This is a genomic window from Rhizobium indigoferae (genome assembly GCF_034554815.1).
Lineage (GTDB): Bacteria > Pseudomonadota > Alphaproteobacteria > Rhizobiales > Rhizobiaceae > Rhizobium > Rhizobium leguminosarum.
Map to the genome: position 1 here is coordinate 2,560,931 of NZ_CP140635.1, position 24,750 is coordinate 2,585,680.

Below are 24,750 nucleotides of genomic sequence, written 5' to 3' on the forward strand. Positions count from 1 at the left end.
CGGAACGAAGGGGGCATACCGAGCTATTACCCACCGCCTATCGGCTAATTGCGAAACGATGCTGCTTCGTGCGAAATTGCCACGCGATGGATCACACGGGCGAAGTTCTCATTCTCACCGGGCCGCCGGGCTCGGGAAAAACCACGACGGCCGAGGCGCTTGCCAGCGAGCCCGGCTCGCCGAAGGTCCATCTTCATTCCGACGACTTCTGGCATTTCATCAAGAACGGCGTGATCCCGCCCTATCTGCCGGAAGCTCATGAACAGAATATCGTTGTCGTCGACGTGTTGACGAAGGCGGCGGCGGGCTATGCCGGCGGCGGCTACTTCGTGGTCGTGGACGGCATTGTCGGGCCGTGGTTCCTGGAACCGTTCCGGAAAATCGCGGCACCCCTCCACTACCTCATTCTGCGTCCGCCGCTCGATGTCGCCATCCGGCGCTGCCGGGAGCGTGGCGGCGATACGCTGACCGATCCCGGCCCTATTGCAGAGCTCCATCGACAGTTCTCATCGCTGGGTGCGTTTGAGCGACATGTTCTGTCGACGGATGGGCACGACAGGAAAGAGACGCTGGGCGCGGTTATCGAAGCCGTGCAGAGCGGAGCCTTCCGGCTGGCGTCATGACGTCACGCCATCGGCCTTCAGCGCAAACCAGCCCTCGCCCGCCCTTTGCAATTCGCCGCTTTCCAGTTCGTCGGGCGACATTCATGAACCCAATTCATAAGCCCATGCCGATATCACCGGCTAATCGATACCAGCCTTTGCCCTTAGGTTACGATCAAACCTGAGGAGGACATCCGCATGATCAAACGCAAGCTCGGCCAAAGAGGCCCCGACGTTTCGGCGATCGGTTTCGGCTGCATGGGGCTGAACTATCATCGCGGGCCGGCGATGGAGCGTGGCGATGCCATTGCGCTCTTGCGGGCGGCGCATGAGCGGGGCGTGACCTTCTTCGACACGGCAGAGGCCTACGGGCCGTTCACCAACGAAGATCTCGTCGGCGAGGCGCTGGCGCCGATCCGTGATGAGGTGGTGATCGCGACGAAATTCGGCTTCAAGGAGGGCCGGCCTGATGTGGGCCTGGATAGCCGGCCGGAACGCATCCGAGTGGTCGTCGAAGAAGCCCTCACGCGGCTTCGCACCGATCGCATCGATATCTTCTACCAGCATCGGGTCGACCCTGCCGTGTCGATCGAAGAGGTGGCAGGCACGGTCAAGGATCTGATTGGCGCCGGCAAAGTGCTGCATTTCGGTCTCTCCGAAGCCGATGCCGACTCTATCCGCCGCGCCCATGCCGTGCAGCCCGTCACCGTGTTGCAAAGCGAATATTCGCTGTGGTGGCGTAACCCGGAACGGGAAATCCTGGCCATCGTCGAAGAACTCGGCATCGGCTTCGTGCCCTATAGCCCGCTCGGCCGCGGCTTCCTCACCGGCAAGATGGATGAGAACACCAGTTTCGAAGGCGGCAACGACCACCGCAAGACTAATCCGCGCCTCTCGGCCGAAAACCGCAAGGCAAACCAGCCGGTGGTCGATGCGATCGAGGCGATTGCCGGCCGCAGGAACGCGACTGCGGCCCAGATCGCCATCGCCTGGCTGATGGCGCGCAAGCCCTGGATCGTCCCCATTCCCGGCACCACCAAGCTGCACCGGCTGGAAGAGAATATCGCCGCCGCCGACATCACCTTCACATCGGAGGAACTGGCCGAGATCGACGCGGTCTTCTCAGGCATCGAGGTCCACGGCGATCGCTACTCCGCAACATCGGCAGCCCGCGTCACGCGGTGAGCCGAAGGCCAATGCCCGTTGGCCCCCAGTCGCTGACGTCTTCGAGAAACCCGCAAAACCGCCCGCGAGAAATCGCGGACGGTTGCATCATCGTGTGGCACCCGCCTCAGGCGCGGATGATCAGTCCTGGCTCTGCAGGCGGTCCATCACCTGGAGCAGCAGATCGGCGCAGGCCTTCATCGGTTCATCCTCGGCGCATTTGAGATCGATCTGGGTATTCCCGTCTTCAATCCGGAAATGGGCTGCCTTGGACGGCGGTGGTGGCGGCGGGCGATGACCGCGGAAACCACGGAAGCCCATGTCGCCTCTCCGACCATGCCAGCGGTAATCGGGGCGATCTCCCGGCCGCGCATCCGGCCGGTCCGTCATCTGCTCATCGTCATCAGAGGCAGACGGAGATGGCGGCGGAGGCGGCGAGCCGGGTTCGGCCGCTGCCGGTGGAGTTCCGGCGGATGGCGGAGCGGGCGGCTGTTGGGCGAAGGCGGTGCCAGCCAGTGCGGCAAGGGCAAGGCCTGATAGGAGAAGTCGTTGCATGAGAAGCTTTCCTTTCGGAGTTATGAGGCGTGTCTGTAAACACCGCAGCGCGGCTTTGGTTCACGCCCGTCAGGGCCTATGATCGAAATCGGCAAATCGTCTGTGCGGCGGACCCTTCGGCGGACGCAGCGCTTCGGTTCGTCCGTCCTGGCGAACGAGGTAGCTTGCATGCACGAAGCCATCGTCGAAGCGTCCCTGAACGGTGACAGCTTCATCCCGGGTGACGAGGGCGCGACCCTCGCCGGCCGGGCCCGTTTCAACAAGCGCCTTGCCGCTCTCGTCCTGCAGCACGAACTTGTTGCCATAGACCTCGGCGACCTTGCCCTTGATGGTGATGAGGCTGGTGGCCGGCATGGCCGAAATCGCCACCGGCGTCAGCGGCGCCATTTCAGGCGTGGGACGCATCATCTTCACGGTGCCGGCGCCCCCGGCAGCACCGATGACAAGCGCCACGGCGGCCGCGATCACGGGGATCGCCAGCCGGCGCCGGCGGTATCCTGGCGGCATAGGCGTGGCGGCGCCTTCGGGATGTCCGTTGTCCTGGTCTTCATCAGGCATATATCTGCTCCTTGCTTCAGTAATGGCCGCAATCTAACCGCCACACCCCCTCGCCTGCCTGAACCTCTCCGTTCAGATTGAGTTAAGCTCGGCCCGATAGTTTTGGCCCGTCCCCAGAGATACCCTTCGATGAAAGCCCTGCCCCCATGCGCGTACTGCTCGTCGAAGATGACGAAGACCTCAGCGGCCGGATCGCCGCCGTGCTGCGATCGGAAAACTTCGTCGTCGATATCGCGCGCAACGGCGAGGACGCCCTCCATGCGGGGCTGACCGAACTCTTCGATGTCGCAATCCTCGACCTCGGCCTGCCGAAGATCGATGGCGTCAGCGTGCTGAAGGGCTGGCGCGAGGGCGAACGCAACCTGCCGGTTCTGGTGCTGACGGCCCGCGACGGCTGGCCGGATAAGGTCTCGAGCTTCAAGGCCGGCGCCGACGATTTCCTCGCCAAACCGTTCAAGGTGGAGGAACTGGTGCTGCGCCTGCGCGCCCTGGTGCGCCGGGCAGCCGGCCACGCCGCCGCACGGCTCGTCTGCGGCGCACTGGTCTTCGATGCGCAGCTCGGCACCTTCGAGCTCGACGGCCTGCCGCTGAAGCTGACGGCGCTGGAATGGCGGGTGCTCTCCTGTCTGATGTTGCGCAAGGAGATGATCGTTGACCGGCGCGAACTCACCGAGCGCGTCTATGACGGCGATGCCGAAGTCGACTCCAATTCCATCGAAGTCATCATCGCTCGCCTGCGCAAGAAGCTCGGAGCCGATCGGATCGAGACGGTGCGCGGCCGCGGCTATATGCTGACGGCGGCAGTGGCGCCATGAAGGCCCCGTCCCTCAAGCCAAGTTCGATCGCCGGCCGGCTGCTGATGTTTTCCGGCATCTTCGTGACGCTGGCGCTCGCTGTGGCCGCCATCGTGCTCTGGCTGGCGCTGAAAACGGTGGTGCGCGAGCAGGTCGACCAGCGTTTGGACATCCAGATCGGTGCCCTTGCCGGCGCGGTGACTCGCGACGCTGAGGGAAGGATCGCCCTCTCCACGCCGCTCGATGCGCCGCCCTTCGATCGCCCCTCCTCCGGCTGGTACTGGCAGATCGACGACGGGCGGCAACGCCTGACCTCCCGCTCCCTGATGAATGGCACGATAGACGCACCGCCGCCACGGCAGGATTTGCGTCATGTGCTGATGGGCATGCCGACATCAGGCAGCGGCGGTGATCGGGGAAGAGGGCCGCTCTATCTTCGCCAGGCGGTGCGCAGCATCGACGGCATGACGCTGACGATCACCGCGACGGCACCAGTGATCGCCCTCGTCGGTCCGGCGCTCCGCGCGCTCTTCTGGCTTGTGCCCTGTATGCTGCTGCTCGGCCTCGTGCTGATGGCCGGTACGCTCTGGCAGATCCGCTTCGGCCTGCGCCCACTGAAATCCATGGCGGCCAATATCGATGCCATCAACCGGGGCGAACGCGCCCGCCTGCCGGATGAGGCAACCGTTGAGCTTGCTCCGCTAGCGCTCAAAACCAACACGCTGCAGGCAACCAATGAGGAGAGGCTCGCGGCAACGCGCATACAGTTCGCCAACCTTGCTCATGGCCTCAAGACGCCGGTGGCGAGCCTGCTGCTGGCACTCGACGAGCAAAACGATCCACAAGGCGCGTTACGCGGCCTCGCCGCCCGGATCGATAACAGGATCAAGCATCACCTCGCCGCCGCCCGCCGGGTGATGGCCTCCTCGGACAATGTCGCCAGCACCGACGTGGCGGTCTCGGTCGCCGATCTGCACCGGGCGATCGGCCAGATTCATGCCGAACGCAAGATCGCCTTCGACACCGATATCGCCCAAGGCCTGCGGGTCGCCTGCGACGAAAGCGATGTCGAGGAAATGCTCGGCAACCTGATCGACAACGCCTTCAAATGGGCCTCCTCCCGCGTCACCCTCCGCGCCCGCCGCGACGGCCCGATCGCCCGCATCACCATCGAGGACGACGGGCCAGGGATACCGGCAGACCGGCTGGATGCTGTGTTGCTGCCGGGGGTGCGGGAGGACGAACACGTGCCGGGCAACGGCTTCGGGCTGAGCATCGTCAACGAACTTGCGGGGCTTTACGGCGGGTCTTTGGTGTTGGAGGCGAATGGGGCGGTGGGGTTGCGGAGTGTGTTGTGTTTGCCGTTGGTGGTGAGGTCGGCGGGGTAAGGTTCGGGGCTGGGTCGATGGGCGGTGACCTGGATATTGTGATCGCGGCAGAGTGACACCTGGCGCAAACTGCAAGTGTCAATCTGATAGCCGCCATCGGCGGCGCAAAACTACCTTCGCGATCTATCCCTGAAGCGTCGTTGTCAGTTCCCGGCACAACGCTCCCTCCCTCAAAGCCGCAACCAAGCCCCTTCCCGATCATCACCACTCCTGCTGAGACGTCTTTCGCCTCGCCTCTGCCTTGTTGCTCGCGTATCCTGACGCCCGATTCGCCGTCCGCAAACGAGGGTGGGCATGAACGAAGCATCAAAGGAGAGCGCGATGACGGACGCCAAGAGCGGCATTTCTGGACTACGGCCGCATATTACAGTCATTGGCGTCGGCGGCGGTGGTGGCAATGCGATCAACAATATGATCGCGGAAAAGCTGGCGGGCGTCGAATTCGTCGCTGCGAACACGGACGCTCAGGTGCTGGCCACCTCCAAGGCGACGCGCCGCATCCAGCTTGGCGCGAATGTGACGGAGGGTCTCGGCGCCGGTTCGTTGCCGGAGGTCGGCCATGCGGCTGCCGAAGAGTCGCTCGATGAGATCATGGATCACCTGGCCGGCTCGCACATGTGCTTCGTCACCGCCGGCATGGGCGGCGGCACAGGCACGGGTGCTGCACCAGTCATCGCCCGCGCTGCGCGTGCCGCAGGCATCCTGACGGTTGGCGTCGTCACCAAGCCCTTTACCTTTGAAGGCAACCGCCGCATGCGGATGGCGGAAATCGGCATCGAGGCGCTTCGCCAGGCGGCCGATACGGTCATCGTTATTCCCAATCAAAACCTCTTCCGAATTGCTGATGCAAAAACGACGTTCGCCGATGCTTTCATGACCGCCGACCGCGTGCTCTATGCCGGCGTCGGCTGCATCACCGACCTGATCGTCAAGGAAGGCCTGATCAACCTAGATTTTGCCGACGTGAAGTCGGTCATGTCAGGCATGGGCCGCGCCATGATGGGCACTGGCGAAGCCTCCGGTGAAAGCCGCGCAATGAAGGCGGCGGAAGCGGCAATTGCCAACCCGCTTCTCGACGATATCTCGATGCGGGGCGCCAGGGGCGTACTGATCTCGATCTCCGGCGGTTCGGATATGACGCTGTTCGAAGTGGATGAGGCGGCAAGCCGCATTCGTGACGAAGTGCAGGAAGACGCCGATATCGTCGTCGGCGCGATCTTCGACCGCAGCCTCGACGGCAAGTTCCGCGTCTCGGTGGTAGCGACCGGTCTGGAAGGCAGCCCCCTGCCCGCATCCGCGCCTCACGCCGCCGAACAGATCCAGACGCGCACGCTGCAGTAAGCGCAGCGGCGCGACATATCCGAGCACGACAGCCTGCCGCGTCTTTTCAGACGCGCGGCGCTGTCGTGCTTCAATGTCCTGCGCTCCGGCGAAATCGCCGCGATCACCGGTCGTTGATCGTCGGAAGGTGCGTTTCGACCTCTACGCGGCGCTTGTCATCCAACGGCTCAATGTGCTTCTGCCAGAAGGCCTCGGCCTCCGGCGTGTCATCATCCCAGTGGCGGATCTTGACAATATTGTCATCGATTTTGGCCAGCCGTTTGCCGCCAAGCCGCAGGTATTCGTCCGCCAGTTCTTTCGATCGGGTCGTTTGCATGTCGTGCTCCTCCATAGGCGAACCGAAAGGCCGATCGTCATTACCGGGTTGGCCGGCAATCGGCATCCCCGTTATCGGCGCTTCCGCGCCTTCCTGTTAAACAGTACGGCGGGATCATGGTTCCAAATCATCGGCCGAGACCGGTCTACGCGGCCGGCTGAAGGCGTCGGTCGCCATCTATGTTCCGCACGGCCCGCCGCTCTTGCTGCCAGGACAGCCGGAGACGCCTCGTACTGGCAGGAGAGCGGCCTTGTCCGCAACGGCAAGACTGCATACGTCGGGGTGATCTCGACCGCTGCCTCGACGGTAAGTTCCGCGTCTCAGTGGTAGCGACCGGCCTGGAAGGCAGCCCGCTGCCCGCATCAGCGGCTCACACCGCCGAGCAGATCCAGACGCGCACGATGCAGTAGCGTGGCTGCAATTCGCTGATTTGTGTTTGCCAAGGCTCCGGCCGGTTAAACGCCCCGCCGTAAAGAGAACGGGCGGGGTGGCGTCGGCATTCGGCCAGCAAAGACCGTCAGACGAAGAGTATGTCCGAGATATTGTGCACCACGGAGATTTCGTCGATCCCGGTGTTGGTGATGTAGAGATTATCCGCCGCTGAATCATAGACCACGTTGGTGATCAAGTCGTCTCCCGGTATGGCGATGTTGACGTCGACCGCTGTCTTGACCCCGGTTTCGAAGTCGAAGGCCGTGCCGATATGTCGCTGCTGGAGGAATCGCCGAAGAAGAACGTGCCGTCGACGGCAAAGCCGTAGCCGAGCCCGCCGGCCGCGAAGGTCTTGGATTCGATCGGGTTGAGCGTGTCGGGATCGATCTTGGAGACCTGCCAGGTAGCATCATCGATGCGGCCGACGACGTAAATGCCGGTCGAATCCTGCATCGTATTGACGGCCGTGTATCCACCCCAGTCGAACGTACCCGCCCCGTTCTTACCGATAAGGCCGGGAATCGGGTCGCCCTTCTGATCGAGCGATCCGTCGGCGGCATCCCACTTTGCGAGATAGGTCTGATCGGGGAAAGGGTCCTCCTCGCCTCTCGCCTCGTTGGTTCTTCCGATGATCTCGCCGCCGCGGACCGAAAAATAGGTTCCGCCGATGTCATATTCGCCCTTGTCATAGTCGCCGAGAGAGATGGCGCCGCTGGCGTTGTCGGCTTCAAATGCGGCTGCGTTGTCGTAAATGCTCACCATGGAACCATCTGGGAAACCATGGCCGGAACTGACGTAATACTTGCCGGTTAGCGGATCGATCGCGACCCCCTGGAGTTCGTAATGGTCCAGGAAGGGGCGCACCACATCCGCCTGGGCCTCGACATGATTGGTGTTCAACGACTTCCCGTCCGTCACGCCGTCGACGGTCAGCGTGATCACGCCGGCATCCGCGTGACCGGCGCCGTCGGAGACCTTGTAATATTGGAGTTTCTCCGTGATATGCTCGCCGTCGTTGAGGCCCGCCTTTACGGCCGGATCGAGATCGTAGGTGAAGCTTCCATCTCCTGCGAAATGGAAGGTGCCGAATTCACCCGCCACGTCGGTTGTCTGCCCTTGCCCCTGACCGGCAGGAATGCTCGTGCCCTCGACCGAACGCAGGAAAAGCGTGCCCGCCTCTCCATCGTGATCATTGGCAAGCACGTTGCCGGCCATCTCGCTTCCTTCGCGGAACGAGAAGGCGTCGTCGACCGCGACCGGCGGGCTCGTGACCCCGTGAATGTCGAGCGTGAAATGGCCGACATCGGTATTGCCGGCGCCGTCGGAGATTTTGTAGCCGATCGTCTCCGTCAGCGTCATTCCGTCAACGAAGCCCGCCTTGGCCGCCTCGTTCAGCGTATAGGTGTAAGAGCCGTCTGCCTTGACGTGGAACGTGCCGTATTCACCCTCGATATCGGTAATCGCACCATCCTTCTTGGCAAGCACCCTCTCGCCGTCGAAGAAGTTGAGAAACATGTTGCCGGAGCCCCCTGCCAGATCATTATCCAGCAGATTGCCTGAGATCACATCATTCTCGGAAGCGCTCCTGACATCATCGACCGCCAAAGGTTTTGCAAGCACTGCCATGGATATCTCCTTCAAGCTCCATTCGCCTTGGTCTATCGGGAGGAAAGCAGCTGAAACCGGGTCGGTCAATAATTTTTCTAGCAGGAGTGGTATTTTAGCCTTTCACAGCTTTGTCATGCTAGCAAGCCCGAAGCGGCGCCCAAGACCGCGGCAGATATGAATTCATTGAAATCCCCCATCCGCGCGGCTCAAATCTTGGGCGCGCCTATCCACAGAATGACTGCAGATTTGTCGGGACTGAGGCGATGAAGACCGCAATATCATCGATCGACCAATTGCCCTCGCCTCAGCCCACCAACCCCTTGATCTTCGCCGTATCCTCCGCCGTCGCCGGGTTGTACACCACCATGCTGAGATCCGGCCGGCCATCCACCTGGAAGGCGGAATATTCGAAAGCGAGTGGGCCGAGGATGGGGTGTTTGATGTGCTTGGCGCCCTCGCCGTGGCTGCGCACGTCGTTGTCGCGCCACATCGCCAGGAATTCGGGGCTCTTGCGGCAGAGTTCGTCGACGAGGGGCTCGACCTCGGCCGCGGCACCCGCGCGGGCGGCATCCACCCGGAAGGCGGCGACGACGAAACGGGCAACACTTTCCCAGTCATACTGGGCGGCGCGAACGCGCGGATCGAGGAAGATGAAGCGCAGCACGTTGCGCTCCTCCGGCGGCAGCGCGCCGTAATCGGTCAGAAGCACCGTCGCCGCCCTATTCCAGGCAATCACGTCCCAGATGGCGTTGCGGATCAGCGCCGCGCTCGGGTCGAGCGCATCGAGCACGCGCTGCAACCTCGGCGTCACGCCCTCTTGCCTGTGGTAGCGCACCTCGGGCGGGCGGCCGAGGCCGATGAGGAAGAGATGCTCGCGCTCGACATCGGTCAGCATCAGCGCCCGAGAGATCCGGTCGAGCACGTCGGCAGACGGCGCACCGCCGCGCCCCTGCTCCAGCCAGGTGTACCAGGTCGGGCTGATATTGGCGCGGCTCGCCACCTCCTCGCGCCGCAGACCCTGCGTGCGCCGCCGCTCCCCCGCAAAGCCGAGGGCGGCTGGATCGAGCCTGACACGGCGACCCTTCAGATAGGCGCCGAGCCGATTGTCCGAGGTGACGAATTCACCCATCCTGTTAGCCTTTATACCATGATAATGTCACTACTTTACCATGATAAAGGCAGAGCCGATATGTGTCTCCGACAAAAACTGGAGATATCAGATGCGCATATTCGTCACTGGAGCCACCGGCTGGGTCGGCTCGGCCGTCGTCGATGAATTGATCGCCGCCGGCCACAAGGTGCTCGGCCTCACCCGCTCCGACAAGGGAGCGGATCAACTGGCGGCAGCCGGTGCCGAAGTCCATCACGGCACGCTTGACGATCTGGAGAGCCTGAAGAGCGGTGCCGCTGAGGCGGACGCCGTGATCCACACGGCTTTCAACCACGATTTCTCGAAATTCGCCGAGAACTGCGCCGCCGACCGACGCGCCATCGAGGCGCTCGGCGAAGCCCACCAAGGATCCGGCCGGCCGCTGCTGGTCACGGCCGGCCTCGGCTTTGCCCCCGGCCGTGTCGGCACCGAGAAGGATCCGCCCATGCCGACGTCGGAGACCTACCCTCGCGCCTCTGAAATCACCGCGGTATCGCTTGTCGCCCGCGGCGTGCGCGCCTCCACCGTCCGGCTCCCGCCCTCGGTGCATGGCCATGGCGACCACGGCTTCGTGCCGATCCTGATCGATTTGGCCCGGCGCAAGGGCGTCTCGGCCTATATCGGCGAAGGGCAGAACCGCTGGCCGACCGTGCACCGGCTCGATGCCGCCCGTGTCTATCGCCTGGCGCTGGAGCGCGGCGCCGTCGGCGGCCCGTTCCTGGCAGTCGCGGAAGAGGGAGTTCCCTTCAGGCAGATCGCCGAGGTCATCGGCCGGCGGCTCGATGTGCCCGCCGTCTCGCTCTCACGGGAAGAAGCGGCCGAGCATTTCGGCTGGTTCGGCATGTTCGCCGGCTTCGACATCCCGACCTCGAGCGAGCATACCCGCGCACTGCTCGGCTGGCAGCCGCAACAGCCCGGCCTCCTCGCCGATATCGACCATCCGGCCTATTTCGGTGGGTAGCGTAACCGTGCCCGCATATAAAAATGGAGCATTTCCGTGACTGGAGAAAACGGAAATGCCTCCCGGTTTGGCTCGTGAGGAGAACCAGCGACAGCCCGAGCTAGTGCGACCGGCTCTCGTTCCTATCGGCGGGATCGTAATTAATGTCCCAATCCTTCTCAGGCTTTTTCTTGCCGGGCGGGTTCTTGTTTACCGTCGCATCCTCGGAGCCGGTGATGACGGTCGGCTTGGCGCTGGCGACGCCGGTGCTCTTCCGGTCGGCCCGCGACTTGGCGAACTGGCCGGTCGCGTCTTTCTCGGGGCTGGCCATGTCAATCGCCCTTCTGCTTCAGCGCATCGCCGAGATCTCTGGTCTCGGGGTCGCGATTGTTTTCGCCATGCGCGTCACGGTCGCGATCCGGATCATCCTTGGCCTTCATGTAGCCGCGAGGCTTATTCCCCCTCGGCCCTTCCCAGCGGGGTGACTGGTCGGTCGTGCCGGGGGCGCCGTCTTTCGGTGTCGTCATGCCCATGTTCGTTTCTCCATGTTGAATTCGAACAACAGGCAAAACCCTGAACTGTTCCCGCCCAGTCTCACAAATGCCAGCCAGTCGGCCGATCTTTTGCTCTCACCGAACAGCCGGCCCCGGCGGTTGGCGCAGAAAAATATGGAACAGTGTCGGCCTCCATTGACCACAGGTCGACCTCAAATATGGAGCCGAAAATGAGCAAGACCAACGCCCGTGAACTTCAGAAACGCGCCGAACAGCAGGTCAAGAACACCAGCGCCGGCGGCCACCTCGGCGGCACCTATTTCGGCCAACAGCCGGACGGAAAAACCGCCTCGGACAGCAGCAATGACAGCGCCAAGGCACGGCCCAACGACGGCAATTGAGGTCGGCAGGCTGCCGCAACGCGTGTGACCTGATGCTATCCACCATCCGATGAATCCGTCGCGCCCAGCGCGCTGGGCGCACAAACGTCCGGGACCTCCCCGTCAGGCCCGAGTACGTACGCCGCAGGCGAGGTCTCCATTGGGCTGCGTCTGCGGTGAATGCTGGTCGCGATCACAGACCGCCTCAGCTAAACAAGAAGTCGCCCGAGTTGAAATTTGTAAGCCCGCTGAGGGTGGTGATGTTGTCGAATTCAGCAACCAGCACCGCGCCGCCGGCTGAACTTGGGTTCTGATCGTAGTAGACCGCCGCATGGCCGAGATCCGTGTTGTGGAACACGAACAATGCCCCTGTGGTTATGTTGCTGTAACCATTGATGGTGCTCTGGACGGTTGCGTTCGTGACGCTCACGTCCGTTTTGACGGCAACCTCCGTTCCGGCAACATTGATCGTGCCGTTGTTTCCCACCTTCACATTGTCCACGCTTGTATTGTTGTTGCCGACGGCGAACTCGAACGTGCCGCCTCCGACGTCCAACTGGAACCTGTCCACGGTTGTGCTATTCGTCCCAGCGTTGAAGTCAGTCATATGGTTCGTGGTGGTGGCAAACTTTTGGAAAAAGAAGGTATCATTTCCCACGCCTCCGGTCAGGGTGTTGTTGCCAGCACCACCGTTTAGGGTGTCGTTGCCGTCTTGGCCGAAAAGAGTGTCGTCACCTCCGAGCCCGAACATCATATCGTTACCGCCACCGCCGTAGAGCATATCGTCGCCCGTTCCACCGGTCGGATTGTCCACCGAGTTGCCATTGCCACCGGTGATAATCGTGAACGTCTCGGTCTTTTCGAAGGCCGGGCCTATAGGATCACCGGTCTGCGTTGCCGTTACCGTCACTGAAAATGTACCGTTCGTCGATAGCGCATCCGAATGAAGCGTATTGTCGGTAATCGAAAACAAGCCCGGATTCGACTGCGAGGCAATGCTGAAGCTGAATCCACCTGCGTCGGGATCAGTCGCCGTCAGCAGCCCACTGAACTCAAAACTATTGAAGTTAACGCTATCCGCCGGAACGACAGGCGTCAGCTTAATGTCGGTCGGCGCCTGCCTAGCTGGACCATCATCTGCGCCGGTGATGGCGACGACGATGTTGTGGCTGGCCGTGCCGTCGAGCGAGCTGACGCTCAGCGTGTCGCTGACGGCGTCGCCCTGGTTGAGCGCCTGCGTCGCGGCCCGGTTATTGTCGAGCGTATAGGTCCAGCTGCCGCTGGCGGCATTGAAGGTGAAGCTGCCATAGATGCCGTTGAGGGAGGCCGGGGCGGCAAACGCCGCCTCGCCGTCGTCGACATCGCTGACCGTCAGCTTGCCGGAGGCATTCGGATCGCCGCTGCCGGCCGCACCCGCCTCGACCGTCGCCCGATCGTCGGTGACCGTCGCATCGACGACGATCGAAGCCGCATCGTTGGCGCCGGTGATGGCGACGACGATGTTGTGGCTGGCCGTGCCGTCGAGCGAGCTGACGCTCAGCGTGTCGCTGACGGCGTCGCCCTGGTTGAGCGCCTGCGTCGCGGCCCGGTTATTGTCGAGCGTATAGGTCCAGCTGCCGCTGGCGGCATTGAAGGTGAAGCTGCCATAGATGCCGTTGAGGGAGGCCGGGGCGGCAAACGCCGCCTCGCCGTCGTCGACATCGCTGACCGTCAGCTTGCCGGAGGCATTCGGATCGCCGCTGCCGGCCGCACCCGCCTCGACCGTCGCCCGATCGTCGGTGACCGTCGCATCGACGACGATCGAAGCCGCATCGTTGGCGCCGGTGATGGCGACGACGATGTTGTGGCTGGCCGTGCCGTCGAGCGAGCTGACGCTCAGCGTGTCGCTGACGGCGTCGCCCTGGTTGAGCGCCTGCGTCGCGGCCCGGTTATTGTCGAGCGTATAGGTCCAGCTGCCGCTGGCGGCATTGAAGGTGAAGCTGCCATAGATGCCGTTGAGGGAGGCCGGGGCGGCAAACGCCGCCTCGCCGTCGTCGACATCGCTGACCGTCAGCTTGCCGGAGGCATTCGGATCGCCGCTGCCGGCCGCACCCGCCTCGACCGTCGCCCGATCGTCGGTGACCGTCGCATCGACGACGATCGAAGCCGCATCGTTGGCGCCGGTGATGGCGACGACGATGTTGTGGCTGGCCGTGCCGTCGAGCGAGCTGACGCTCAGCGTGTCGCTGACGGCGTCGCCCTGGTTGAGCGCCTGCGTCGCGGCCCGGTTATTGTCGAGCGTATAGGTCCAGCTGCCGCTGGCGGCATTGAAGGTGAAGCTGCCATAGATGCCGTTGAGGGAGGCCGGGGCGGCAAACGCCGCCTCGCCGTCGTCGACATCGCTGACCGTCAGCTTGCCGGAGGCATTCGGATCGCCGCTGCCGGCCGCACCCGCCTCGACCGTCGCCCGATCGTCGGTGACCGTCGCATCGACGACGATCGAAGCCGCATCGTTGGCGCCGGTGATGGCGACGACGATGTTGTGGCTGGCCGTGCCGTCGAGCGAGCTGACGCTCAGCGTGTCGCTGACGGCGTCGCCCTGGTTGAGCGCCTGCGTCGCGGCCCGGTTATTGTCGAGCGTATAGGTCCAGCTGCCGCTGGCGGCATTGAAGGTGAAGCTGCCATAGATGCCGTTGAGGGAGGCCGGGGCGGCAAACGCCGCCTCGCCGTCGTCGACATCGCTGACCGTCAGCTTGCCGGAGGCATTCGGATCGCCGCTGCCGGCCGCACCCGCCTCGACCGTCGCCCGATCGTCGGTGACCGTCGCATCGACGACGATCGAAGCCGCATCGTTGGCGCCGGTGATGGCGACGACGATGTTGTGGCTGGCCGTGCCGTCGAGCGAGCTGACGCTCAGCGTGTCGCTGACGGCGTCGCCCTGGTTGAGCGCCTGCGTCGCGGCCCGGTTATTGTCGAGCGTATAGGTCCAGCTGCCGCTGGCGGCATTGAAGGTGAAGCTGCCATAGATGCCGTTGAGGGAGGCCGGGGCGGCAAACGCCGCCTCGCCGTCGTCGACATCGCTGACCGTCAGCTTGCCGGAGGCATTCGGATCGCCGCTGCCGGCCGCACCCGCCTCGACCGTCGCCCGATCGTCGGTGACCGTCGCATCGACGACGATCGAAGCCGCATCGTTGGCGCCGGTGATGGCGACGACGATGTTGTGGCTGGCCGTGCCGTCGAGCGAGCTGACGCTCAGCGTGTCGCTGACGGCGTCGCCCTGGTTGAGCGCCTGCGTCGCGGCCCGGTTATTGTCGAGCGTATAGGTCCAGCTGCCGCTGGCGGCATTGAAGGTGAAGCTGCCATAGATGCCGTTGAGGGAGGCCGGGGCGGCAAACGCCGCCTCGCCGTCGTCGACATCGCTGACCGTCAGCTTGCCGGAGGCATTCGGATCGCCGCTGCCGGCCGCACCCGCCTCGACCGTCGCCCGATCGTCGGTGACCGTCGCATCGACGACGATCGAAGCCGCATCGTTGGCGCCGGTGATGGCGACGACGATGTTGTGGCTGGCCGTGCCGTCGAGCGAGCTGACGCTCAGCGTGTCGCTGACGGCGTCGCCCTGGTTGAGCGCCTGCGTCGCGGCCCGGTTATTGTCGAGCGTATAGGTCCAGCTGCCGCTGGCGGCATTGAAGGTGAAGCTGCCATAGATGCCGTTGAGGGAGGCCGGGGCGGCAAACGCCGCCTCGCCGTCGTCGACATCGCTGACCGTCAGCTTGCCGGAGGCATTCGGATCGCCGCTGCCGGCCGCACCCGCCTCGACCGTCGCCCGATCGTCGGTGACCGTCGCATCGACGACGATCGAAGCCGCATCGTTGGCGCCGGTGATGGCGACGACGATGTTGTGGCTGGCCGTGCCGTCGAGCGAGCTGACGCTCAGCGTGTCGCTGACGGCGTCGCCCTGGTTGAGCGCCTGCGTCGCGGCCCGGTTATTGTCGAGCGTATAGGTCCAGCTGCCGCTGGCGGCATTGAAGGTGAAGCTGCCATAGATGCCGTTGAGGGAGGCCGGGGCGGCAAACGCCGCCTCGCCGTCGTCGACATCGCTGACCGTCAGCTTGCCGGAGGCATTCGGATCGCCGCTGCCGGCCGCACCCGCCTCGACCGTCGCCCGATCGTCGGTGACCGTCGCATCGACGACGATCGAAGCCGCATCGTTGGCGCCGGTGAGCGAGATCGAGACATTTGCCTCGCTCAGCGTGCCATTGCCGAGCCGTATCGCGTAGACGAAACTATCTTTGAGGATTTCACCGGCAGACAGCGTGTTGATATCCGCGCCCGAGCCCGCGATGCCGCTTCCGTCACTAAGACGGTATTCGATCTTTCCATTATTGATCCTGACCCAATTGCCGAGCAGGGACTTCTCCCAGGCAGATGCCCCATTCGCTCCGACGTCTTTCGCAAGAAGCTCGTAGTCGGCGGTAATTGGATTGCCATCACCGTCGTCGACCGAAAAGAGGGATTTGGCATTCCCGCCAAGATCATTCGACATGACGTCGAGGGTTATGGTTTTGGTGGCCGCATTGTAGAGCTGGAGACTGAGCAGTTGGTCTTCTGTCCAGATGTAAGAGTCATCCTTCGCCTGCGGCGTATTGGAGAAAGAAGTCGTGCTGCCGCCGCCGGTGCTTTGCGTACCCATAAAAATAACCCCCCATAATACAAAACAAGTAACCCGGAATTGATTCAAGATTAGCAAACCAGCATGACACAAGTTGAACATGCTATCGTGCCGATATTATCGGCAACAATGCCCATATTTCTTAAATCAGAACCGGAATACTCCCCATCCCTAATAAAGTGTTAACACATATACTGTGGAATGAAAGACGATTTTCTTGCGATGGTAAATTTATCCAGGAATTCGCTGCGAGAGACGCCGAAGTCGCAGACCTCGATCCCGACCAGCAGTGGGGTGGGATGGCGGCGCGCAAGGCGCTTGCGAAGCGCAGGCCCAAACTTTAGAGCCTTTCCGCTTTTCCTCGCTTAGGTCGGCACCGGCTGCTCCACGTCGTTCATCGGGATGTTGTCCCGGATCGGCTTTCTACAACGAAGCCAAAAGAAGGAGCTCCAAATGTCCGACGTGCGAATATTTCCATCGGGTCAGCGGCAGCGAAGCGGGACACCGACGACGGGTGAGCAAACGTTTCCCCCAAGCCCGCCGCCGACGTAAAGGACACCGCCCTCCGCAAAAATATGGAACCGTGTCGTCCGCCATCGGTTGACCAGATGTCCACCTCAAACATGGAGCCGAAAATGAGCAAGACCAACGTTCGTGAACTCCAGAAACGCGCCGAACGGCAGGTGAGGAACACCAGCGCCGGCGGCCATCTCGGCGGGACATATTTCGGGCAGCAACCAGACGGAAAAACCGCCTCGTCGACCAACAACGACAGCGCCAAGGCGCGCCCGAACAACGGAAGCAAATAGCGCCGCAGGCCTCACCTCACCTAGGTGAGGAATTCTCCTGCGCCCAGGGATCTGGGCGCCTCCCCTGCTCGCGACGTCCACCTCGCTATTGATCGGCGACGCCTCCGCGCTAGCTTCTGCTCGCGGCCGAGCGACCGCGGGGGATACGATCTTTGGGCGAAGGCGGAGGGCGACGTGGCATTCTATTCGATTGACGATGCGATCCGGGAACTTGCACCGGCTCTCGACAAGGCGCCGGCGGGCGCGGTCGGCGGCGAATGGACAGCCACCACGATGCAGGCAGGGCATTCCTCCCGGACGGGCGGCTACCGCGATGCCGAGGGAAACTATGTCCCTGAGGCCTCCAGGCATCCGCTCGATATCATCTCTGATGTCGTTGAAAAGCTCGGTGCATCAGGGATGCCCCGCTTCAACAAGGTGATAATCCGCTGGAGGAAGCCGAAGTTCCCCCTCATGCGGGGAGAGATCACGCTCGAAACGAGTTATGACCGGACGATCGTGCCGCGCGGCCCCGACGACCCGATCTACGAAACCGCTGCCGCTACGCGGCGCGTCTTCTGGCAGAGCCGCGGTACAGTCCAGGAGGATTTTGCCGCAGAGCGCGGAACGGCCAACATTCACGCCCAGACGAAATGGTTCGGCCCGCACCGCCGGATCCTCGCCATCCATGCGCCGGGAAGGCTGACGCTTGCCACCGACGGGCTGTCGACCCCCTGGGCCGGCATATCCGAGCCGGAAAACGGCGTCGAATGCGAGCTTTTCATGGAATTCGACGCCGCGACACTGGATGCGGCCGGGATCGAAAACTGGGCGAACCTGTTGATCAACATCGGCGACCTCGTGGCAGACGGTTATCGTGTCGCCCGCGATGTCGAGAAGCACGGCGCCATCCTGTTCTGCCGGCTGACTGAGGATTACCGCCCGATGACCCGGATCGTGCTCAGCCGTGACGCATGCCGGATCGACGGCCTGCCTTTCGGCTCCGAGCCGCTGATCCTGGCAACGCCGATCAAGGAAGCCGAAATCGAGGGGCAGGACCTTTCCGACGACTGGGGCGCTGCGGCCGCCCGCAACGCCCTGGCCAAACGCGGCATCGGCAGTAATTGATGTCGCAGGCGCCGGGCGGTTGCCGCCCGGCAGGCGCGATCGTGCGCTATTCCTGGATGTCGGGTTCGACGACCCTGGCAAGGTTTCGCAGCGACTCCTGCCAGCCGAGATAACAAGCCTCGGGCGGAATGACGTCGGGCACGCCTGCCTGTACGATATCCACCTCGGTGCCCACCGAAACCTTCTTCAGCGTCACGGTGACTTCCATTTCGCCCGGCAGGTTGGGATCGTCGAACCTGTCGGTGTAGCGCAGACGTTCGCCCGGGACGAGCTCGAGATATTCGCCGCCGAAGGCGTGGCTGTTGCCCGTCGTGAAGTTGCGGAAGGACATTCTGAACGTGCCGCCGACAACCGGCTCCGAATGGTGCACAGTGCAGAGGAAGCCGTTCGGCGGAAGCCACTTGGCAAGCGCGTCCGCCTCCAGGAATGCGCGATAGACTTTCTCCGGGGTGGTCGCCAGAACGCGGTGCAGGCGTATGGTACTCGGCATAGTCGTGATCCTTTTTGGATTTACGGAATGGACGAACCTAGGACGGACGTGGCTTGGCCGATCCGACACCGGATCGAATTTTTCTTCAAGAAGAATTCGATCCGGCGTCGCGGCTCAACCAGGCATGCCATCGAACTGCGGAAGATCGAGCGGCCTTGCCCAGGCCAGCCGGCGCCGGGTGAACATTTCGACCCCCGGCTTGATCAGCTCGGGCCGGTCGAGGCTGCCAAGCGTCACGAAGACGAGGCCGGGGAAGCTCTCGAGGTTGCTGCTGAATAATCTGGCGCCGCAATCGGGGCAAAAGTTGCGGTCGAGCCCTTTGCCTGAATCGGCGATGTAATGAAACGCCTTCGGGCTGCCGCTGATCACGGTGAAATCTTCCTGCGGCACCGCGAAGAACGTGGCGGCTTCGCCGCCCGTTGCCCTCTTGCAGTCTAGGCAATGGCAATTGGCGACAAAGTTCGGGTCCGTGTCGAAGGCAAATCTTACTGCGCCGCAGGCGCATTGCCCGGTATACTTCCTGGTCATGTCAGATGCCTCCCATCCCGTGTTCGAACGTCGTGCGATTGGCACTCCACCGCCTCAGCGCGCCGCGCGTCCTTTCTGACGCACAAAGGACGCTCTAACTCTTTCAATCCGCGCATCAGCCCGACAAGCGATTCCGATTTTTGGGCCGATGCGCAGGTGCCGCAGAGGTCGTCGAAACGCGCCTGCGGCCGGCGTCGGCACAAGCCGAATGAGGAGATCTCGCCACCCGGGCAGCAATCGTGCCCAGGGGCTGAAGTGCTTAAGCCGCGGCCTTTTTTCCCAAGGCATCAAGCAGCGTGCGGGCGCCCTGTTTTGACGAAGCCGGGTTTTGGCCGGTGATCAGCAGGCCGTCCTGGACGACATGCACGCCCCAATCCGCGGTCTTCGAAAACTTTGCGCCCTGCTCTTTCAGGACGTCTTCGAGCAGGTAGGGAACGACCTCGACTAGGTGCATGGCCTCTTCTTCGGAATCGGTGAACCCCGTGACGGCCCGGCCCTTGGCGATGGGCTTTCCATCCGGCGCTTTCACATTCGTCAGGATACCGGGTGCGTGGCACACGAGCGCCACGGGTTTTCCCGCCGAAAGCATATCCTCGATAAGCGACAGCGCATTGCGATCGTTCGTCAGATCCCAAAGCGGGCCGTGCCCGCCCGGGAAGAACACGCTGTCATAGTCTGCCTGGTCGATTTCAGGAAGCTTGATGGTGTTTGCGAGCGCAGCCATTGCCGCCGCGTCTCGTTCAAACCGTCTCGTATCTTCCGTCTGGAACGCCGGCTCATTGCTCTTCGGATCGAGCGGAGGCTGGCCGCCCTTCGGCGAAGCGAGTGTAATATCGACCCCGGCGTCGCGGAAAACGAAATAAGGAGCAGCAAGCTCCTCGAGCCAGAATCCCGTCTTCTTGCCGGTGTTTCCCAACTGATCATGCGATGTGAGAACCATTAGAATTTTCATTGCTCAGCTCCTTCAAGCCAGCCGGCGGACAACACCGTCGGCGCCCGGTTTTACGGTGAATACTGCCTGCAGATCTCATGCTGAAACGGGAGAGGACATAGAGCGGCTGCTCTGCGAAACAAGCTCTCCCGCGCGGTGTTTGCTAGAATTGCTTTTGCCGAAGCATAACCAGACAAACGGAGGTCGCGCGTGACATCCGTTTGTCTGGGCTGAGCCGACCAAGACCCGCGCTGGAAAAGCGCAGCGTGAGACCCCGGGCTGACCGGCTCGCGCTGGAATTTCCCGCACCAGTCGACATGCCGGCGGTCACAAAGCCGCCGCTCAATCGTCAGCAAATCGCCCCGTTACCGCCGCACCGTGCCCTCTTAAAGGTTCCATCGTCGCGACCTCGCCGGCCTTTGAGCGGCTGAGCGATCGACCGAGGCGGTCTTGCTGCCGATCAAATCATGCACTTGAAGAGGAATGAATATGATCAATCGTTACACATCTGTCGCAACATTGAGCACTGTGGTCTTCAGTCTGCTTGCTTTCAGCCCGGCATCCGCTGTCGACATGGCCCAGGCGCAACAGCAGCCGGCACAGGCGCAGCCGCCGGCTCAAGGCCAGACGCCGATGCAGGGACAGCAGGGCGGCACCGGTGCGACAGCAGCCGTCAGCGATCAGAAAATCGAGGCCTTCGCCGTTGCCTATCTGCAGGTCGACAAGGTGAGGCAGGAATATTCGGCCAAGATCGGCGCGACGAAGGACGAGACTGCCAAGCAACAACTGCAGGAGGAGGCCAAGAAGCAGATGGTCGACACCGTCAAGGCTTCTCCCGACATCTCCGTCGAGGAATACTCGTCGATCCTGACGGCCGCGCAGAGCGACCCGGCTCTGGCCAAGAAAGTTCTGGAAAAAATCGGCACGCCACCGCCGGGCCAACAGCAGCAGCAGCCGCAGCAATAGGCTGCGCGCGGCGCTGCAAGTCGCCACGAACAGGCCGCGGACGTCTTGCCGTTCGCGCCGGAAGCAGTGCCCGCCATTTGCTGGGCTCTGCTTTCCACCTAAGAAGTCGACGAAATGATCGGCTAGAACAGGATGATATTAGGCCGGGTCGGCCTAATATCATCCTGTTCTACATTATATAGTGAGAGCATGATGTCGTCCGAAAACCGCTCACATTTTTCGCATCATGCTCTGGCTCAGTATTGCGACCCGCTCTTGTTGTTCAGGTCGTGCCGTTCGGTGCCCGTCAGCGGCGGGTTGAAGATGCTGACCAGAATGAGATCCTGATCCTTGCCGCCGCGCAGATAATGGCGGTCATGCTTGTCCAGCACATAGATATCACCGGCGCGGATCGGAAAGACGTTGCCGTCCATATCCTCCACTTCGCCCTCGCCCTTGATGCAATAGCAGGCCTCCAGATGATTGCGGTACTGAAGCAGTGCTTCGCTATTGGCGCGAACGACGGTATGGCACACCGTAAAACCCATGCCGTCGTCTTTGGTCAGCAAGCGGTGGCTCGTGCCGTTGCCCCAGTCGACGAAACGCTCGGTGAGCTCCACCTCCTTCAGATTTCTGACGAACATCGCCGATTCTCCTGATAAATTATTGAAGATGCAGCGATGATTCTTTTTTATCGCTCACGACAATTAGCTATTGAAATGGCTGGCATTTTCAAATGATGATTCTTGCGTCATCTGTGAGGAAATTTTACAAATGCAATTGCCGCCGTTGAACGCCCTGCGCGCTTTCGAAGCCACGGCCCGCCTGATGAGCCTTTCGAAAGCGGGCGACGAGCTGCACGTTACCCATGCGGCGATCAGCCATCAGATCAAGCATCTGGAGACCTGGCTCGGTCGCAAGCTGTTGCAGAAATCGGGCCGCGGTGTCGCGCTGACCGCAGCCGGCGGCGAATATTACCGCGCCGTGTCAGGATCGCTGGCGGCGATCGCGCATGCGACCGGCAACATGCGGCGCGATCACAACATGCGGGCCATCACCGTCGGCTGCATTCCCTCGATCGCCTCCCGCTGGCTCGTCCCGGCCCTGCCCTCCTTCCAGGAGAGCGACCCCGATCTCGACGTCAGGATCGTCTATGCACGCGCCGAAGAACGCTTCGACGACGAAAGCCTGGACGTGCTGATTACCATGGGCGAGGATCTGAGCGGCGGCAGGGAAAGCCGACTGCTCTTCTCCCGCCGCAACCAGCCCGTCGCCAGCGGCCATTACCTTGCCAAACGCAACTGGACGATCGACGACGTCTCGCTCGCCGGCGCCGATCTGCTGCACGACGAATCCGCCGACGGCTGGAAGGAATGGTTCCGCAAGGCCGGCCAGAAAGCGCCGGAGCCGCTCCGGGGTCCGATATTCCAGGATTTCAACATGCTGGCGACGGCCGTAGTCGCCGGCCATGGCGTGGCGCTCTGCCCGGTCGAGGTGTTCCGCCGCGAGATCGAACGCGGCGATCTGCTGGTGCTTTCCGACATCGCGACGGCAGAAAACCAAGGCTATTACGTCATATCGAACAGCTGGGCGAAAAAGCCGGTGCGCCGCTTTATCGACTGGTTCATGACGGAGTGCGGATCGGGCGCGTGAGATCCCCTGCCCGCAATTTATCGAAGGGTCGCCGCCGAGACGATGGATGCAAATGGGTCGCGAAAATAAAGATGTGGCATAAGCCCATCCGTGAGCGAGTTGGGCCGAGGTTGGGGATTGTTAATCAGAAATGCCTAATGTAAATCTTGGCGTGCACAAGTTGTGTGGGAGCTAATTTGCTACAATATCTGGTTATGACATGAGACTAAGGAGGGCCTCGGACATGCAGAAAATTCGTGCGGCCCCCTCGGCGCTCGGACAAACAGAGGCGAGAGCTTCGAGCTCGATCGACCGGCTTTTGTTCTTTGACCGCGATTTCAATCCCGTCGAGAATTTGCTGGGCACTGAGCTGCCTGATTCTGTCAAACCAGCAGCGTCGTTTTGGGAACATTTTCCAGAATTGGACAAATCGGCGATCACACTCGCCCTCCGTTCATTGGGCGACAGTGCCCAGCCTTTGCAAATATCGGGGGATTTTGGCGCGCCAGCGTCGCACGGACTGACGATCTATCGGATCGGAGATCTGTTTGCCGTGGTTCGGTCCGAGGAATCTATCGACGATGAGCGGGCGACCCTTTTGCATCTGGCCACCCACGATCCGCTCACTGGACTGCCGAACCGACGCCAGTTCAGCGAGGACCTCGCTGTGTTGTTACGGGAGACAGCAGGCTCGAACGAGACTCTGTCCCTGATGCAACTCGATCTTGACGATTTCAAACCCGTTAACGACACGCTTGGGCATCCAGCCGGCGACAAGCTCCTTCAGCTTGCCGCAAGCCGCATTCAAGAGTGCCTTACCAGCGACGACAGAGCCTATCGACTGGCGGGTGACGAATTCACCGTCATATCAAGGGGCCCGGGACATCCCGCCAAAGGACACCAGCTAGCAGAAGCTTTGGTTGATGCATTCAAAAAGCCCTTCACGATAGATGGCATCGCGCTATTTGTGGGTGCCAGCATCGGCATATCTGCTGCTCCACCGGACGGTACAAATCCGGAGCAGCTGATGAAGGCGTCCGACGTCGCACTCTACGCCGCGAAGAAAGACGGACGCGGTCGCGCAAGACCGTTTGATCCCTCAATGCTTGAGTTGCTGGAACAACGCGAACTGCTGCGCCGCAGCCTTCGCATGGCCCTGGTCCAACAACAATTCTCTATCGAGTACCAACCCATCGCCGAGGGCGGCAGCATTGTCGGCTTCGAAGCCTTGCTCAGATGGAACCACCCTCTACTTGGAAAAATCCCACCAACCGCATTTATTCCGATGGCCGAGGCCGATGGAATCATGCCGGAAATAGGTGCATGGGTTTTGGAGCAGGCATGTCGCGAGGCAATGAAGTGGCCGCAGAACTACATCGTCGCGGTCAATGTGTCCGCGGCTGAATTCTTGACAAGCGGCCTCACTGATCGGGTATCCCAAACGCTAGACCTGATCGGGTTGCCACCCGACCGTCTGGAGCTTGAGATAACCGAAAGCGTGCTCCTTGAGCGGACCGTCAACAATATCGACACCCTGAATACTCTCAACGTGCTAGGGATACGAATCTCGCTTGATGATTTCGGGACAGAATATTCTTCCTTGAGCTATCTGAAGACATTCCCTTTCGACACGATCAAAATCGACAAATACTTTATCACCGACCTCGAAAGCGATCTGAAAGGCCAGGCAATCGTCCGCTGCATCGTTAACCTCGCCCATGACCTCGACATGCAGGTGACAGCCGAAGGGGTTGAGACGCCAGGTCAGGCGGAATGGTTGCGCGGTGTGGGCTGCGATAGACTTCAAGGCTATTTGATTAGCAGGCCGCTTCCGGTCGAGGCGATTGGCGAGTTCATCACCCGGGCGGAAACATCCGTAAGACCCGCGCTACCACAGTGAACAACCGATTTTCGCCGCGCCTTTAGCTATCGCGTGCA

General features: G+C 62.0%; 23 protein-coding genes and 2 pseudogenes. 13 read left to right on the forward strand and 12 right to left on the reverse strand.

The genetic code is table 11. From position 1 onward, the window contains the following. The first annotated feature begins 86 nt into the window (after window positions 1-86). Both U5G49_RS13110 and U5G49_RS13115 read left to right on the forward strand, forming a co-directional pair. On the forward strand, window positions 87-623 hold the full coding sequence (locus U5G49_RS13110) for an ATP-binding protein (RefSeq protein ID WP_193443601.1): 537 nt from the start codon (window positions 87-89) through the stop codon (window positions 621-623). Between the two features lie 177 nt (window positions 624-800). Beyond that, the gene (locus tag U5G49_RS13115) at window positions 801-1,787 is read left to right on the forward strand and encodes an aldo/keto reductase (protein WP_193443599.1); all 987 of its coding nucleotides are present in this window, start codon (window positions 801-803) and stop codon (window positions 1,785-1,787) included. 120 nt (window positions 1,788-1,907) lie between these two features. On the opposite strand, the gene U5G49_RS13120 is transcribed toward U5G49_RS13115, so the two are convergent. After that, window positions 1,908-2,321 (reverse strand): hypothetical protein, encoded by a 414-nt coding sequence (locus U5G49_RS13120; RefSeq protein WP_047621180.1) that lies wholly within the window; start codon window positions 2,319-2,321, stop codon window positions 1,908-1,910. Window positions 2,322-2,390: 69 nt separating this feature from the next. Continuing rightward, window positions 2,391-2,879: a hypothetical protein gene (locus tag U5G49_RS13125; protein WP_193443597.1), complete on the reverse strand. Its 489-nt coding sequence runs from the start codon at window positions 2,877-2,879 to the stop codon at window positions 2,391-2,393. Window positions 2,880-3,025: 146 nt separating this feature from the next. Here U5G49_RS13125 and U5G49_RS13130 point away from each other — a divergent pair, with 146 nt between their 5' ends. The 3 genes from U5G49_RS13130 (at window position 3,026) to ftsZ (ending at window position 6,402) form a co-directional block, all read left to right on the forward strand. After that, complete coding sequence (locus U5G49_RS13130) at window positions 3,026-3,694, forward strand: response regulator transcription factor (RefSeq protein ID WP_130729179.1); 669 nt, start codon at window positions 3,026-3,028, stop codon at window positions 3,692-3,694. Further along, on the forward strand, window positions 3,691-5,061 hold the full coding sequence (locus U5G49_RS13135) for a sensor histidine kinase (protein ID WP_193443595.1): 1,371 nt from the start codon (window positions 3,691-3,693) through the stop codon (window positions 5,059-5,061). The genes U5G49_RS13130 and U5G49_RS13135 overlap by 4 nt, the downstream gene beginning before the upstream one ends. 321 nt (window positions 5,062-5,382) lie before the next feature. Further along, window positions 5,383-6,402, forward strand: a complete 1,020-nt coding sequence (gene ftsZ, locus U5G49_RS13140) for a cell division protein FtsZ (RefSeq protein ID WP_012758070.1) — start codon at window positions 5,383-5,385, stop codon at window positions 6,400-6,402. Window positions 6,403-6,505: 103 nt separating this feature from the next. Here ftsZ and U5G49_RS13145 read toward each other — a convergent pair whose 3' ends face one another. Beyond that, window positions 6,506-6,784 carry a hypothetical protein gene (locus U5G49_RS13145; RefSeq protein WP_018074348.1) on the reverse strand — a complete coding sequence of 93 codons (279 nt, stop codon included), beginning with the start codon at window positions 6,782-6,784 and terminating at the stop codon, window positions 6,506-6,508. Between the two features lie 224 nt (window positions 6,785-7,008). Between U5G49_RS13145 and U5G49_RS13150 the strand changes: the two are divergent. Then, window positions 7,009-7,128: pseudogene (locus U5G49_RS13150) on the forward strand (cell division protein FtsZ); the annotation flags it as partial. A 107-nt stretch (window positions 7,129-7,235) separates the two neighbouring features. Here the strand turns inward: U5G49_RS13150 and U5G49_RS13155 are convergent. Both U5G49_RS13155 and U5G49_RS13160 read right to left on the reverse strand, forming a co-directional pair. Then, window positions 7,236-8,776, reverse strand: a pseudogene (locus U5G49_RS13155) (Ig-like domain-containing protein). Between the two features lie 286 nt (window positions 8,777-9,062). After that, window positions 9,063-9,887, reverse strand: coding sequence for a helix-turn-helix transcriptional regulator (locus tag U5G49_RS13160; RefSeq protein ID WP_193443593.1), 825 nt, complete (start codon window positions 9,885-9,887; stop codon window positions 9,063-9,065). A gap of 91 nt (window positions 9,888-9,978) precedes the next feature. On the opposite strand from U5G49_RS13160, the gene U5G49_RS13165 reads away from it, so the two are divergent. After that, window positions 9,979-10,869, forward strand: a complete 891-nt coding sequence (locus tag U5G49_RS13165) for an SDR family oxidoreductase (RefSeq protein WP_130729183.1) — start codon at window positions 9,979-9,981, stop codon at window positions 10,867-10,869. 100 nt (window positions 10,870-10,969) lie between these two features. Here the strand turns inward: U5G49_RS13165 and U5G49_RS13170 are convergent, their stop codons facing one another. After that, window positions 10,970-11,179, reverse strand: coding sequence for a hypothetical protein (locus U5G49_RS13170; RefSeq protein ID WP_130729184.1), 210 nt, complete (start codon window positions 11,177-11,179; stop codon window positions 10,970-10,972). Between the two features lies 1 nt (window position 11,180). Continuing rightward, window positions 11,181-11,381 carry a hypothetical protein gene (locus tag U5G49_RS13175; protein ID WP_018242661.1) on the reverse strand — a complete coding sequence of 67 codons (201 nt, stop codon included), beginning with the start codon at window positions 11,379-11,381 and terminating at the stop codon, window positions 11,181-11,183. 191 nt (window positions 11,382-11,572) lie between these two features. Here U5G49_RS13175 and U5G49_RS13180 point away from each other — a divergent pair, with 191 nt between their 5' ends. Beyond that, a complete protein-coding gene (locus tag U5G49_RS13180; protein ID WP_018242662.1) occupies window positions 11,573-11,743 on the forward strand; it encodes a hypothetical protein in 171 nt (56 codons plus the stop codon). 184 nt (window positions 11,744-11,927) lie between these two features. Here U5G49_RS13180 and U5G49_RS13185 read toward each other — a convergent pair whose 3' ends face one another. Next, window positions 11,928-16,391: a beta strand repeat-containing protein gene (locus U5G49_RS13185; protein WP_322790892.1), complete on the reverse strand. Its 4,464-nt coding sequence runs from the start codon at window positions 16,389-16,391 to the stop codon at window positions 11,928-11,930. A gap of 614 nt (window positions 16,392-17,005) precedes the next feature. On the opposite strand from U5G49_RS13185, the gene U5G49_RS13190 reads away from it, so the two are divergent. After that, on the forward strand, window positions 17,006-17,179 hold the full coding sequence (locus tag U5G49_RS13190) for a hypothetical protein (RefSeq protein ID WP_018446286.1): 174 nt from the start codon (window positions 17,006-17,008) through the stop codon (window positions 17,177-17,179). A 174-nt stretch (window positions 17,180-17,353) separates the two neighbouring features. After that, complete coding sequence (locus tag U5G49_RS13195) at window positions 17,354-18,286, forward strand: hypothetical protein (RefSeq protein WP_113544228.1); 933 nt, start codon at window positions 17,354-17,356, stop codon at window positions 18,284-18,286. Between the two features lie 46 nt (window positions 18,287-18,332). Here U5G49_RS13195 and U5G49_RS13200 read toward each other — a convergent pair whose 3' ends face one another. The 3 genes from U5G49_RS13200 to U5G49_RS13210 form a co-directional block, all read right to left on the reverse strand. Next, window positions 18,333-18,776 (reverse strand): SRPBCC family protein, encoded by a 444-nt coding sequence (locus U5G49_RS13200; protein ID WP_018242667.1) that lies wholly within the window; start codon window positions 18,774-18,776, stop codon window positions 18,333-18,335. A 114-nt stretch (window positions 18,777-18,890) separates the two neighbouring features. Beyond that, window positions 18,891-19,304, reverse strand: a complete 414-nt coding sequence (locus tag U5G49_RS13205; RefSeq protein ID WP_047623313.1) for a GFA family protein — start codon at window positions 19,302-19,304, stop codon at window positions 18,891-18,893. Between the two features lie 259 nt (window positions 19,305-19,563). Further along, a complete protein-coding gene (locus tag U5G49_RS13210) occupies window positions 19,564-20,256 on the reverse strand; it encodes a type 1 glutamine amidotransferase domain-containing protein (RefSeq protein ID WP_018446289.1) in 693 nt (230 codons plus the stop codon). Window positions 20,257-20,718: 462 nt separating this feature from the next. Between U5G49_RS13210 and U5G49_RS13215 the strand changes: the two genes are divergently transcribed. After that, window positions 20,719-21,201, forward strand: a complete 483-nt coding sequence (locus tag U5G49_RS13215) for a DUF4168 domain-containing protein (protein WP_113544230.1) — start codon at window positions 20,719-20,721, stop codon at window positions 21,199-21,201. 236 nt (window positions 21,202-21,437) lie between these two features. On the opposite strand, the gene U5G49_RS13220 is transcribed toward U5G49_RS13215, so the two are convergent. Next, window positions 21,438-21,824 (reverse strand): ectoine synthase, encoded by a 387-nt coding sequence (locus U5G49_RS13220; RefSeq protein WP_018242671.1) that lies wholly within the window; start codon window positions 21,822-21,824, stop codon window positions 21,438-21,440. A gap of 130 nt (window positions 21,825-21,954) precedes the next feature. Between U5G49_RS13220 and U5G49_RS13225 the strand changes: the two genes are divergently transcribed. Together U5G49_RS13225 and U5G49_RS13230 are read left to right on the forward strand one after the other, a co-directional pair. Next, entirely contained in the window at window positions 21,955-22,833 is an 879-nt protein-coding gene (locus U5G49_RS13225) for a LysR substrate-binding domain-containing protein (protein WP_047623316.1), read from the forward strand. Between the two features lie 223 nt (window positions 22,834-23,056). Then, window positions 23,057-24,712 carry a putative bifunctional diguanylate cyclase/phosphodiesterase gene (locus U5G49_RS13230; RefSeq protein ID WP_130729189.1) on the forward strand — a complete coding sequence of 552 codons (1,656 nt, stop codon included), beginning with the start codon at window positions 23,057-23,059 and terminating at the stop codon, window positions 24,710-24,712. The last annotated feature ends 38 nt before the right edge of the window (window positions 24,713-24,750 follow it).

Coding starts and splice junctions, on each gene's coding strand:
- U5G49_RS13110 (WP_193443601.1), top strand. CDS start 87: ATGGATCACACGGGCGAAGTTCTCATTCTCACCGGGCCGCCGGGCTCG.
- U5G49_RS13115 (WP_193443599.1), top strand. CDS start 801: ATGATCAAACGCAAGCTCGGCCAAAGAGGCCCCGACGTTTCGGCGATC.
- U5G49_RS13120 (WP_047621180.1), bottom strand. CDS start 2,321: ATGCAACGACTTCTCCTATCAGGCCTTGCCCTTGCCGCACTGGCTGGC.
- U5G49_RS13125 (WP_193443597.1), bottom strand. CDS start 2,879: ATGCCTGATGAAGACCAGGACAACGGACATCCCGAAGGCGCCGCCACG.
- U5G49_RS13130 (WP_130729179.1), top strand. CDS start 3,026: ATGCGCGTACTGCTCGTCGAAGATGACGAAGACCTCAGCGGCCGGATC.
- U5G49_RS13135 (WP_193443595.1), top strand. CDS start 3,691: ATGAAGGCCCCGTCCCTCAAGCCAAGTTCGATCGCCGGCCGGCTGCTG.
- ftsZ (WP_012758070.1), top strand. CDS start 5,383: ATGACGGACGCCAAGAGCGGCATTTCTGGACTACGGCCGCATATTACA.
- U5G49_RS13145 (WP_018074348.1), bottom strand. CDS start 6,784: ATGCCGATTGCCGGCCAACCCGGTAATGACGATCGGCCTTTCGGTTCG.
- U5G49_RS13160 (WP_193443593.1), bottom strand. CDS start 9,887: ATGGGTGAATTCGTCACCTCGGACAATCGGCTCGGCGCCTATCTGAAG.
- U5G49_RS13165 (WP_130729183.1), top strand. CDS start 9,979: ATGCGCATATTCGTCACTGGAGCCACCGGCTGGGTCGGCTCGGCCGTC.
- U5G49_RS13170 (WP_130729184.1), bottom strand. CDS start 11,179: ATGGCCAGCCCCGAGAAAGACGCGACCGGCCAGTTCGCCAAGTCGCGG.
- U5G49_RS13175 (WP_018242661.1), bottom strand. CDS start 11,381: ATGGGCATGACGACACCGAAAGACGGCGCCCCCGGCACGACCGACCAG.
- U5G49_RS13180 (WP_018242662.1), top strand. CDS start 11,573: ATGAGCAAGACCAACGCCCGTGAACTTCAGAAACGCGCCGAACAGCAG.
- U5G49_RS13185 (WP_322790892.1), bottom strand. CDS start 16,391: ATGGGTACGCAAAGCACCGGCGGCGGCAGCACGACTTCTTTCTCCAAT.
- U5G49_RS13190 (WP_018446286.1), top strand. CDS start 17,006: ATGAGCAAGACCAACGTTCGTGAACTCCAGAAACGCGCCGAACGGCAG.
- U5G49_RS13200 (WP_018242667.1), bottom strand. CDS start 18,776: ATGCCGAGTACCATACGCCTGCACCGCGTTCTGGCGACCACCCCGGAG.
- U5G49_RS13205 (WP_047623313.1), bottom strand. CDS start 19,304: ATGACCAGGAAGTATACCGGGCAATGCGCCTGCGGCGCAGTAAGATTT.
- U5G49_RS13210 (WP_018446289.1), bottom strand. CDS start 20,256: ATGAAAATTCTAATGGTTCTCACATCGCATGATCAGTTGGGAAACACC.
- U5G49_RS13215 (WP_113544230.1), top strand. CDS start 20,719: ATGAATATGATCAATCGTTACACATCTGTCGCAACATTGAGCACTGTG.
- U5G49_RS13220 (WP_018242671.1), bottom strand. CDS start 21,824: ATGTTCGTCAGAAATCTGAAGGAGGTGGAGCTCACCGAGCGTTTCGTC.
- U5G49_RS13225 (WP_047623316.1), top strand. CDS start 21,955: ATGCAATTGCCGCCGTTGAACGCCCTGCGCGCTTTCGAAGCCACGGCC.
- U5G49_RS13230 (WP_130729189.1), top strand. CDS start 23,057: ATGCAGAAAATTCGTGCGGCCCCCTCGGCGCTCGGACAAACAGAGGCG.